This window comes from Arcanobacterium pinnipediorum (assembly GCF_023973165.1).
Taxonomy (GTDB): Bacteria; Actinomycetota; Actinomycetes; order Actinomycetales; family Actinomycetaceae; genus Arcanobacterium; species Arcanobacterium pinnipediorum.
The window spans coordinates 1,869,529-1,881,224 of sequence record NZ_CP099547.1 but is presented as its reverse complement, the minus strand read 5'-3'; the positions used below and the strand labels follow the sequence as shown (position 1 = coordinate 1,881,224).

Annotated in this window: 6 protein-coding genes, 1 pseudogene and 1 CRISPR repeat array (1 of these 8 running past the window's edge); of the genes and pseudogenes, 3 read left to right on the top strand and 4 right to left on the bottom strand. The window is 50.1% G+C overall.

Annotated elements, in window-relative coordinates; genetic code table 11:
• Nucleotides 1-130 precede the first annotated feature (130 nt).
• Together NG665_RS08350 and NG665_RS08345 are read right to left on the bottom strand one after the other, a co-directional pair.
• Nucleotides 131-1,324 (bottom strand): Gfo/Idh/MocA family protein, encoded by a 1,194-nt coding sequence (locus NG665_RS08350; protein ID WP_252673239.1) that lies wholly within the window; start codon nt 1,322-1,324, stop codon nt 131-133.
• A gap of 43 nt (nt 1,325-1,367) precedes the next feature.
• Complete coding sequence (locus NG665_RS08345) at nt 1,368-1,511, bottom strand: hypothetical protein (RefSeq protein WP_252673238.1); 144 nt, start codon at nt 1,509-1,511, stop codon at nt 1,368-1,370.
• A gap of 21 nt (nt 1,512-1,532) precedes the next feature.
• Here NG665_RS08345 and NG665_RS08340 point away from each other — a divergent pair, with 21 nt between their 5' ends.
• On the top strand, nt 1,533-2,900 hold the full coding sequence (locus NG665_RS08340; RefSeq protein WP_252673237.1) for a Mur ligase family protein: 1,368 nt from the start codon (nt 1,533-1,535) through the stop codon (nt 2,898-2,900).
• Nucleotides 2,897-3,724 carry a type 1 glutamine amidotransferase gene (locus NG665_RS08335; protein WP_252673236.1) on the top strand — a complete coding sequence of 276 codons (828 nt, stop codon included), beginning with the start codon at nt 2,897-2,899 and terminating at the stop codon, nt 3,722-3,724. Before NG665_RS08340 ends, NG665_RS08335 begins: the two co-directional genes overlap by 4 nt.
• A gap of 85 nt (nt 3,725-3,809) precedes the next feature.
• Here the strand turns inward: NG665_RS08335 and NG665_RS08330 are convergent, their stop codons facing one another.
• The gene (locus NG665_RS08330; RefSeq protein ID WP_252673235.1) at nt 3,810-8,366 is read right to left on the bottom strand and encodes a hypothetical protein; all 4,557 of its coding nucleotides are present in this window, start codon (nt 8,364-8,366) and stop codon (nt 3,810-3,812) included.
• A 364-nt stretch (nt 8,367-8,730) separates the two neighbouring features.
• On the opposite strand from NG665_RS08330, the gene NG665_RS08325 reads away from it, so the two are divergent.
• Nucleotides 8,731-9,411, top strand: a complete 681-nt coding sequence (locus tag NG665_RS08325; RefSeq protein WP_252673234.1) for a hypothetical protein — start codon at nt 8,731-8,733, stop codon at nt 9,409-9,411.
• Between the two features lie 156 nt (nt 9,412-9,567).
• Here the strand turns inward: NG665_RS08325 and NG665_RS08320 are convergent.
• Nucleotides 9,568-10,805, bottom strand: a pseudogene (locus NG665_RS08320) (IS3 family transposase).
• A 105-nt stretch (nt 10,806-10,910) separates the two neighbouring features.
• Nucleotides 10,911-11,696: direct repeats of the CRISPR family, unit length 29 nt; unit sequence GGAAATACCCCCGCGTATGCGGGGAAGAG (it continues 2,049 nt past the right edge of the window).

The following is an 11,696-nucleotide window of genomic DNA, read 5'->3' as shown; positions in this document are numbered from 1 at the left end:
AGTTACTGTGCGGCCATCGAGCACCCACTCCACCGGGAGCAAATTACTCACCAAATCCAAGCCAAACACCGCGCATCAACTCCATCGAGCATCAACTCCGCCAAACACCCACAATCTACCCAGGCACTAACTACGCCGGCTGATTATCGGCAAAATATTGCTGAATATGTTCCGCCGGGAAATCAATTTTCCGCGCATTCGACCCATTACGTAACGAATCAGTTGCTGCAATTCCTGCTGCCACCGCATGCCAAGCACCTAGCGGTGAAGTATCTGTTACAGCGCCTTCGCGCACGAACCGCACAAACTCATTGACAGTGAGCTGATCGGCATCATCATGGCCACGAGCATCCCCGACAATCGGATATTGCACATCGCCGTCCGGGTTATAGAACGTGCGCTGATTCCACACTCGAATAACGCCACCTTCACCGTCACCAAAATTCTCCACCCGGCCAGCGGTCCCAATAACTGTATAGTTCCGCCAATAATCAGGCGTATAGTGGCACTGTTCGTAGGAGGCGAAAACCCCAGATTCTAAATGCATCAACATCATCGACAAATCTTCGACGTCGATCACGTCTGCCATCCCTGTTTGAGCTAACGGTGGCCAATTCTTCAAACTATGCCATTCATGCATCAACTTATCGCCCTGACCGCCACGATCTTGGATTTGATCGTATAACGTCAAGCCACCCATTCCCACCACAGAATCGGTGTACGCGCCAGCCAGCCAATGAATCACATCAATATCGTGCGCCGCTTTTTGCAACAACAAGCTATTGACATGCGCGCGTTGTGAATGCCAATCTTTGAAATAAAAATCGCCACCAGAGCCAACAAAATGCCGGCACCAAATCGCCTTAACTTCACCGATCTCACCGCGCGCAATAATCTCACGCATTTGGCGCACCACATTCATGTGCCGCATGTTATGCCCAACGTAAAGCGGAGTCTTCGTTTCGTAAGCTACCTGGAGAATCTCGTTCGCCCCCACCATCGTGATCGCTAACGGTTTTTCTAAATAAACAGCCACTCCCGCCCGCAGCAAAGCAACCGTAACCTCGTGATGAGTATCGTCAGGAGAAGTCACGAACGCAATATCAATACCGGCCGCCACAAGCTCGTCCACAGTTGAATAAATCGGCAGCTCACGGCCCAACCGCAACGCCACTCGTCGCGGCGCGTCCAAGCTCGGATCGCACACTCCAACAATCGTGCAATTATTAGCCTCCGTTTCACATTTAAGCGCCAAATGTGAACGAGCGCCGGCACCAATCACACCAGCACGCAATTTCTGTTGAGCCGAATACGATTTCCGCACGAGCTTCCCCCTCGGTTGATAATAGACGTTGCATCTTGAACAATTATTGCACCGACACCACAGATATGAATGAATGCGGGCCGGTGTGCGCGCCAGCAAATCCCCCGCCACCTACCTGAGCATATTCCTGGCCACCTACCTGAGCATATTCCAGGCCACCCACCTGAGCATATTCCAGCCACCTCACAGGTGCAGTAGAATAATCCTCATGAGATTTCTTGGCTTACGAAACACTGCCGGCATCGTCGCTGGACGCCTCGCCGCAACCGCCTCGCGCATCACTGGCCGCGGCTCTGGCGGCATGATTGGCGGCCGGGTCGCTTCCACAATTTCTCCCCGCCTGCTGCGCGACATCACCTCCAACATGAAGGTCATTATCGTTACCGGCACCAACGGCAAATCCACCACTACCCGAATGATTACTGAGGCTATTGCCGCCGGCGGGCTCACCGTCGCCACGAATCGTGGTGGCGATAATATGCGGCCCGGCATCTTAGCCGCTGTTCTCGAAAATCCGAACGCCGACGTCGCCGTACTCGAAGTAGATGAAATGTGGATCCCTCAGGTAGCTAACGAAGTTGATCCCGACGTCTTTGTTTACCTGAATTTGAGCCGCGATCAGCTCGATCGTGTTGGTGAAATCTCCATTATCGAACAACGCTTACGCCAGGCGATCAACGATCATAAATCGGCCACCGTCGTCGCCAATATCGACGATCCCCTTATTACCTCCGCCGCTTGGGATTCGGAGAATCCTGTATGGGTTGCTGCCGGGCAAGGGTGGTCTGGGGATTCGCTGACTTCTCCGCGCACCGGCGGGATCATTGTTTATGGCGACGACGACGTTCATCGACGTTCCGATACCCACGTTCCGTTTGCTTCGGGTCATGATACTCACGTGTGGTGGCGGGCGATCTCGCTAGATGCCGATGGTTCTTCGGATGCTACTGACGTTCATTCTTTTGCTCGCCCTTATCCGCATTGGTCATGGTCGGCACCTAGTTGTGATTTCCAGCCGGGTTCACCGATGGATATTCATGGTCCTCATGGAACAACGAATGTGTTTGTTCAGCTTCCGGGGCGTGCTAATCGTTCCAATGCTACCCAGGCTCTGGCGGCTGCTTGTGCTATTGGTGTTAAACCTGCTGCGGCTGGACGTGGAATCGCAAAGGTTTCCTCGGTTGCAGGCCGTTATGCCAATGTCACTATTGAGGGACGTAATGTGCGGTTGCTTTTGGCAAAGAATCCAGCCGGGTGGCAAGAATCGTTGACTATGTTGCGCACGGATGCTTCTCTTGTGGTCGGCATTAATGGGCAAGTCGCCGATGGGGTGGATTTGTCGTGGCTATGGGATGTTGAGTTTTCCGAGTTGCATGGCCGACGAGTATGGGCGTGTGGGCAGCGCGGTGCAGATTTAAACGTTCGTCTGCACTATGCCGGGGTCGACGCCGAATTTGTTGCCGATCCGGTCGCGGCGATTCTTGCTACCGAGCCAGGCGAGGTCGACGTCGTGCTCAACTATACGTCTTTCCGAGATACTCTCGTGGCGTTAAGGAAACGAGGATATGACTTATGAGTTTGCGTATTGGAGTTATTCTTCCTGAAGTGCTGGGCACCTATGGTGATTCGGGTAATGCGGAGATTTTAGCGTTTCGAGCCCAGGCTCGCGGGGTTGATGCCGAGATTGTCCATGTTGGGATTGATGATGCTATCCCAGATTCTCTCGATATCTATACTCTAGGCGGTGGTGAAGATATTGCGCAGAGCATTGCGGCTCGCAAACTCACAACCGATCACGGATTGGCTCGTGCTGTGGCGGCTGGCCGGCCCGTTTTAGCTATCTGTGCAGCGTTGCAGGTGCTCGGCACCTACTATACTGACGCAGCGGGAACGAAAACCGCGGGTGCTGGCCTGCTCGACGTCGTCACTCTTCCGCAAGGATTGCGTGCGATCGGTGAGTTGCGCAGTGAACCCGGGCCGGGACTCGTTGGCCGTGGAGTAACTGAAACTCTTTATGGTTTTGAAAATCATGGTGGTGGCACAGCGCTTGGTCCAGATGCAACACCGTTTGGTTTTGTTTCTTTCGGTACGGGCAACGGTGTACCCGGTGTTGCTCCGGTACAAACTAACGATTCGCGTGAGCTAGATCCGGACACTGTTTTGGAAGGGACACCGCAGGGTTACGTAACTGAGGTCGATGGTCGGCGGATCGACGGCGTTGTGCAGGGTTCTATTTTTGCCACATATATGCATGGGCCAGTTTTGGCACGTAATCCCCAGCTTGCCGATATGCTCATTTCGATGGCAACCGGGGTTGACGTAGCTGAATTGCCGGCCGTGGAGGTACCCGGCGTGGCAGATCTACGTGCCGAACGTGAAGAGTTTATTCGGCGAATGTGAGTCACGTTTGGTGGAATGAAAAGGACGCGATAACGATTGGTTTGATCGTTATCGCGTCCTTAGCTATTGAGTGGTGCCAGCGGAGTTACTTTGTGAACTTTCGTCCACCCAGAATTGCTAGGCTACCCATCAGAGCCAATAGTGTTGCTAATACAATCGCAACTAGGCTGTTATCTCCAGTCTTTGCTAATTGACTGTCCGATGCCGAAGTTTGGTGCTGATCTGTCACCTGTTTGTGTGTCGTGTTTTCTTTGTTCACAACATCAGATTCGGGCTTAACATCTGGCTTAACATCTGGCTTAACATCTGGCTTGTCACCAGGCTTCTCACCAGGTTTGTCGCCGGGCTTATCGCCGGGCTTCTCGCCGGGCTTATCCTCAGGCTTCTCGCCGGGCTTCTCGCCGGGCTTCTCGCCGGGCTTCTCACCAGGCTTGTCACCAGGCTTCTCACCAGGTTTGTCGCCAGGCTTATCCTCAGGCTTGTCACCAGGCTTATCCTCAGGCTTATCCTCAGGCTTAGGTTTGTCTTCTTTTTGTGCTGGAGTCAGGTCCAGAGCACGAAGAGTCACATTAGCTACACCCGGAACAGTGATGTTACCTGGAACCAGAGCACGATCTGGCATAAGGAAAGCAAATTTCACGCTAACTGGCTGATCTTTCACAGTATCAACACTCGGCACTCCAGAAATAACACACGCCTGACCATTTTCAGACATAGCCACACTCAAACCAGCAGGCACACCATCAACTGCCAGACACCTCAGCCCTGACACCTTACCAGGATTCATCAACGGAATAACAACCTCGGTAATCGCCTTACCCTTTTCACCCGCAATAACAAACGAATCAACACCAACAGTTGGCGCTACCGCACAACCATCACCATCAACCTCAGCACCTTCCGGCGTACCAGAACACCGATCGAGTACGTTAATCACCTTGTCGAGATCATCATCCTGGCAGAACTGTGGAAGTTGTGCAGTAAATGACCAATGCGTTTCACCGTCAAGCTCATATCCCGGCTGCGCAACTGCATCAACAACAACTGTTTGACCATAATCGTAGACATATTTCCCATTAAGACCAGGCTGGAGAACATCCTCGCCAACCTTCACAACATAGGACACACCTTCAGTATCCTTCACAGTAACAAACGGAAGAACTTTACATGAAGATAGATCATCCACATGCGGCTCACCAAAAACTGGCTCAGTCGCGGTAACTACCGTAAGAACCGGATCAGCTGGCTTGAGTATCGTAACTGTGATCGTGTCAATCAAGGCTTGCTGACCATCGACGATGTGGACGATGATCGTCTCGCCTGCGGTCGCTTCTGCATTCGCTTGAATCGTAACTTCACCATTTTGACCTAGCTGTGCCGATTCGATAGGACCAGAAATGCCGATAGCACGAACGCCTGGCAGAGTTGGGCCACCAAGATTTTCAAAAACAATAGTCCCACCTGGAACAACCTCACCTGTATCGTTCCAGCGCGGTGGAATAACTTGCTCATTGATCGTAGCTACAGTTTCCACAATGAGACGATCTTGAGTTTGATCTCCATCCGGGCGCTGGTAGGAAATAGTGATATTCACAGGCTGATTGCCCACAGCCGTCACTGGCATACCGGTTACTACACATGCATCACCGGCAGCATTTAGTGCCACAGATAATCCAGCCGGCAATGAATCTGAAGTACACTGCAGTCCAGTATTCTTCCCTTCATTCATTACTGGGATAGAGATAGCATCAATCGCACTACCAACCGTGCCGGTAATCGCTGGGATCTGGCCAACACTAGGCGCTACCGCACAACCATCACCATCAACCTCAGCACCTTCCGGCGTACCAGAACACTGATCGAGTACGTTAATCACCTTGTCGAGATCATCATCTTGGCAGAACTGTGGAAGTTGTGCAGTAAATGACCAATGCGTTTCACCGTCAAGCTCATATCCCGGCTGCGCAACTGCATCAACAACAACTGTTTGACCATAATCGTAGACATATTTCCCATTAAGACCAGGCTGGAGAACATCCTCGCCAACCTTAACAACATAGGACACACCTTCAGTATCCTTCACAGTAACAAACGGAAGAACTTTACATGAAGATGGATCATCCACATGTGGCTCACCAAAGACTGGCTCATTCGCGGTAACGGACGTAAGAACCGGTTTGTCTTCTTTTTGTGCTGGAGTCAGGTCCAGAGCACGAAGAGTCACATTAGCTACACCCGGAACAGTGATGTTACCTGGAACCAGAGCACGATCTGGCATAAGGAAAGCAAATTTCACGCTAACTGGCTGATCTTTCACAGTATCAACACTCGGCACTCCAGAAATAACACACGCCTGACCATTTTCAGACATAGCCACACTCAAACCAGCAGGCACACCATCAACTGCCAGACACCTCAGCCCTGACACCTTACCAGGATTCATCAACGGAATAACAACCTCGGTAATCGCCTTACCCTTTTCACCCGCAATAACAAACGAATCAACACCAACAGTTGGCGCTACCGCACAACCATCACCATCAACCTCAGCACCTTCCGGCGTACCAGAACACTGATCGAGTACGTTAATCACCTTATCGTGATCATCATCCTGGCAGAACTGTGGAAGTTGTGCAGTAAATGACCAATGCGTTTCACCGTCAAGCTTATATCCCGGCTGCGCAACTGCATCAACAACAACTGTTTGACCATAATCGTAGACATATTTCCCATTAAGACCAGGCTGGAGAACATCCTCGCCAACCTTAACAACATAGGACACACCTTCAACATCCCCCACAGTAACAAACGGAAGAACTTTACATGAAGATGGATCATCCACATGTGGCTCACCAAAAACTGGCTCAGTCGCGGTAACTACCGTAAGAACCGGTTTGTCTTCTTTTTGTGCTGGAGTCAGGTCCAGAGCACGAAGAGTCACATTAGCTACACCCGAAACAGTAACATCACCCGGAATCAGACCACGATCTGGCATAAGGAAAGCAAATTTCACGCTAACTGGCTGATCTTTCACAGTATCAACACTCGGCACTCCAGAAATAACACACGCCTGACCATTTTCAGACATAGCCACACTCAAACCAGCAGGCACACCATCAACTGCCAGACACCTCAGCCCTGACACCTTACCAGGATTCATCAACGGAATAACAACCTCGGTAATCGCCTTACCCTTTTCACCCGCAATAACAAACGAATCAACACCAACAGTTGGCGCTACCGCACAACCATCACCATCAACCTCAGCACCTTCCGGCGTACCAGAACACTTATCTACATCGTCGATAACGCCATCGCCGTCTTGATCAGGATTAGTCTTGTTTTCTACAAACTTAATTCCGACGTCGTTCGATGCTGGAATTCGGAAATCACCAGCTACATACTTAGCCTTAATTTCATTATTAAGTTGGGTGAAAATAGGACCGGCAACAAAGTTTAAGAAAAACCCTAGATCCGGTTTCACAATATGTAAAAATCCGTTGATTTCTCCGGTTATCTTAGCTGTTTGCCCAGTAGTGGCAAGTTCTTGCGCGGTTTCTTTAGTAATCGAAATGTTTCCAGCATCACCAGAGGTCAAGCTCATATTTACCGTCTGTTGCGCGGTAGCCGAAGCGATGGTTGAACTTGAATTCGTTTCGTTTGCGTTGCCATAGTTGGATCCAAAGTTACGTACGACTGTGCGCACAATAAACTTCTTCTTTTTATCTGGGTTCTTAAATGAGAACCGTGAAACTAAGTTACCGTTTTCCGGGCGAACGATCGTTGATTCCAATGGCTGGTAATTTTCATCCAAAACTGCCGCCACACGGTATAGTGCTGACGTTAGCTCCAAATTATTCATTTCACTCGCAACCTCGAAGCGATCATCAAATGACAGCTCAAGATCCTCGAAAGAATAATTTTTCGTTTCCTTGCCGCTAAAATCGGTAATCTTCTCGGCATCAGCAATAACACCCAGCGGGTTTTCCATAACAATGAAAGGCACCCGATTGTCGGTAAAAGTGAACGACGACGTTAACTGAACGGGAATATTACCGTCATCGAAATTCTTTTCATCAAACTCAGCAGTGATTTGACGAGTTTTTGCTGCTGGATCGTCAAACCCCTCGTGGGATTCGATATTCGCCTTGTCACCTAAAACTGACGCCGGCGTTTGGGATTCACTAATCGAAATCTTGCCCTTGGCAAGACCTGAAACAGCTAGATCTTGAAGCGCCGTTAAATCAAGGAATGTTTGGTACAGCTTAATGTTTTCGGTACCCAAATCATTAACAACCGTTCCGATAGTGTCGGTGTCGCGATAAATTTTTTGCTCTGGTGCTCCCGTGTAGCTCTTTTCTGGCGACCACCCTAAAAAGATTCGACGATCACGTAGATAGTTAGCATCACTGCGCCCTGGCCAATTCAAAACGTTGTTGTTCCCAGGGCCGGTCGGGCGAGAATAACCAAGTTTCTCATCGAGAGAAGAAAAGTCTACGGTTGCTTCTTTACCGTCTTTTTCCATCGTGATAGTAACAGTATTACCCTCAGCATACGCTTGATGGGGAGTAACTACCTGATAGCCGAACATCACGCTCATCGCGAGACATCCAGCAACTATTTTAGAAGTTAATTTCACCATTAACTCTTATTCCTTTATTAGTAGGTGACGACTTTCAGCCGAAAATCCATATTGGGACTATTTCGGTCATCCTAATCATGTAACCACATATAGGAACGATAAATTATAGTTTTAACTAAGACATACCTAACATTAACGCCACTATTTCACTGATTCGTTGATATATCGGCACAAATTCGTTGTTATATCGGCACGAACCAAATCGTCACAAGGAACACCTTTCGGCGCTATGAGCCAGCTGTTGTGATGGTGAGGGGAACTTCGGGACTAATAGACACGGGTAATGTGTTGCATGACAGTTTCGAAGGTCTGCATATTTATAAATGAGAATCTGTCGGGTGGCAGTGTACGAAAGGCTGAAATAATGGTGATTGAACCGGCGAAGTTTGGTGAGGGGCTGGCGTTTAGCACGGGGGCTGCGAGTGCTAGCATGCAGCGCGCGTTACGGAAGATGAGTAAAGACCCTGCCGAGGCACGCGTGTTTTCCCAAGCAAAAATATTCGTACCTGTTTTTGGGTCTATTTGCCTCGGAATTATATGGCTCATTATCTCGGATGCAATAAAGGTGGTTGAACATCCAGCAGATATAATTAAATGGATTTTTGTACCTATTATCGTGCTAGCATTACCGGCTTTCTTTCTTATTTATGGGTTAGTGCGCCGGTTTGGGGTGGATCACGATAAGGTATGGACGAAGTTTGGGTTCTTGTTTTACCGTGAGGTTCGGTTTGATGAGGTGACCAAGATTGGTTATGGCTTTAACCGGTATAAGCTGTATGCGGGTCGGAAGATGGTCAATATTGACTATAATCGATTCGATTACTCGCTGGTGTATTTACGGTTGTTAGAAGAACTCCAACACCGCAGGTTTGAACTACTCAGGTGCCCTATTGACGATCCTGAATGCGAAGAAAATGCTCAAATAACGCGTAACGGTTTCGCGGAAAGGATTTACGCTGAGCATAAAGAGTTTTACGCTAACAACCCGCAAGCTCTCGCCTATCTGAACTCGTTAACCGAGCCACCCACCCACTACGAGAACTAACACGTTAGCGTGTAGTACTAAAAACCAGAAGGATGAATATGTCGAACCCTGATCGTTTTGGTCGTTTTAGTGTGGATAATTCGCGGTTGCTGGTGTGGTGTATGTGGTGGTTGCGTGTTGAGTGTGTACGGATGTGAAGTGCCCCGGGTTTTGTTCCTAGGCACGTGCCTTGATTTCTATTATTTCATGGCCGGTGTTGCCGTTCCAAAACTCCTGTTCAACCTCAGCCGGTGTACGGTAGCCCAAGCTCTGGTGAAGTCGTGACTCGTTCCACCACGAAACCCATTCAAACGTCGCGATTTCTACGTCAACCACGTCCGCCCATGACCGCCTATGAATCAGCTCATTCTTGTAAGAACCGTTGACGTTCTCAGCCAAAGCATTGTCATAGGAATCGCCAACCGTCCCTGTCGAGGCAGTAATCCCATGCTCGGCAAGACGCTCATTGTAAACAATGGACACATACTGCGAGCCGTGGTCTGAATGGTGAATCAGCCCAGTTGTTTTCTTCGCACATACGATCGCCTGATTGAGCGCCTGCAACGGCAACGCTTCAGTTCGCATTGAACCGACTAGCGCCCACCCGACAATCCGTCGGGAGAACACATCGGTCACAAAAGCGGTGTAGACAAACCCCTTACGGGTACGGACATAGGTAATGTCACCCCACCCACAACCGATTCGGCCTCGGAGCTCGAAATTCACGTTTCACCAAGTCCGGGCGAGTATCTAGCCCCCGAGGTTTGCGAGTTGTCACAGGCAAGCGGCCCTTACCTTTACCACTAACTCCAGCAAGGCGCATCAAACGAGCGGTTTGCTCACGACCAATATCGATCCCCTCATGGCGCAACGCGTGCCACATCTTACGAATCCCGTAGACATTGTAGTTACTTTCATGAACCTCAACGATATGCACTATCGGCAGCAGCATCACGCAGGCTACGAGTAATCACGCCACGGGATTGTGATTGACGATAGCCACGAGAAGTGATGAAACCACCAACACGGTGAGTGTTTAACGTCTTGCAGATGAACTGAGTAGAGAAACGATTTCGATACTCATCAATGAACCGAATCATTTCCGACGTTTCGGGTCGAGTTCCGACGCGAAAAAAGCCGACGTTGCTTATCTGAACTCATTAGTATCGCGAAGCTCGGGGTTTTCACTAACGTAGCCGCGCATTTTCGACTTCCAAGTCCTCCGGCAAGCGTTCAAGAACGCGTCCTTCACGACGAGCTACCTGAGTCCATTGCCGAGCAGTGTGCCAAGAAACACCTAGTTTCGGTGCCACAATCTTGCACGCTTCTTGCAAGGAAACATTCTCCGCCACAATACGGTCTTCTACCAAGCGGACGACGCGATCCTTCGCATCCTGATCAAATTTCTTTGGCATAGTCCAGATTATCCCATCTACTCAAACGGAACAAAACCTGGGGCACTTCACCCCCGCGTATGCGGGGAAGAGCACAGGAAAACCCCGCGAACATTCCCGCAAATCGGAAATACCCCCGCGTATGCGGGGAAGAGTAGACGTATTTCTGAATCAATATCGCTAGATAGGAAATACCCCCGCGTATGCGGGGAAGAGAATTAGTACCTAAGAGAGTGCCCGGGGGCATCGGAAATACCCCCGCGTATGCGGGGAAGAGTTTATCAAGGCCACCGAGGGCACTGGCTACGTGGAAATACCCCCGCGTATGCGGGGAAGAGCGGCAAATCCACCCAAGATAGGACCAAGCCCAGGAAATACCCCCGCGTATGCGGGGAAGAGAGACACCAGCGGTGTAACTGACGATGGTGTTAGGAAATACCCCCGCGTATGCGGGGAAGAGCGGGTAATGTATTTTTCTATTTCATTACTGCCGGAAATACCCCCGCGTATGCGGGGAAGAGACGGAGTAGCCCAGATACTCGGCCACACAGTCGGAAATACCCCCGCGTATGCGGGGAAGAGTATAGTACCCCTCATTTTCCGATCTATACCATGGAAATACCCCCGCGTATGCGGGGAAGAGCTCCGTAAGGTGCTCCTGCTTACCTCCATCAACGAAATACCCCCGCGTATGCGGGGAAGAGATAGCCTCTTCTTTATGCCAGAAACTCACCTTGGAAATACCCCCGCGTATGCGGGGAAGAGTTGATAAAAACGGGACTATATAGGGCTAGAAGGGAAATACCCCCGCGTATGCGGGGAAGAGTCTTCGATGTGACACAGACCACTGAATAACGTGGAAATACCCCCGCGTATGCGGGGAAGAGGGGTAGCCGGGACAAAGGTTACATT

What these genes read in the sequence shown, in the direction of transcription:
- NG665_RS08340 (WP_252673237.1), top strand. Translation starts at nt 1,533, where the DNA reads ATGAGATTTCTTGGCTTACGAAACACTGCCGGCATCGTCGCTGGACGC.
- NG665_RS08335 (WP_252673236.1), top strand. Translation starts at nt 2,897, where the DNA reads ATGAGTTTGCGTATTGGAGTTATTCTTCCTGAAGTGCTGGGCACCTAT.
- NG665_RS08330 (WP_252673235.1), bottom strand. Translation starts at nt 8,366, where the DNA reads ATGGTGAAATTAACTTCTAAAATAGTTGCTGGATGTCTCGCGATGAGC.
- NG665_RS08325 (WP_252673234.1), top strand. Translation starts at nt 8,731, where the DNA reads ATGGTGATTGAACCGGCGAAGTTTGGTGAGGGGCTGGCGTTTAGCACG.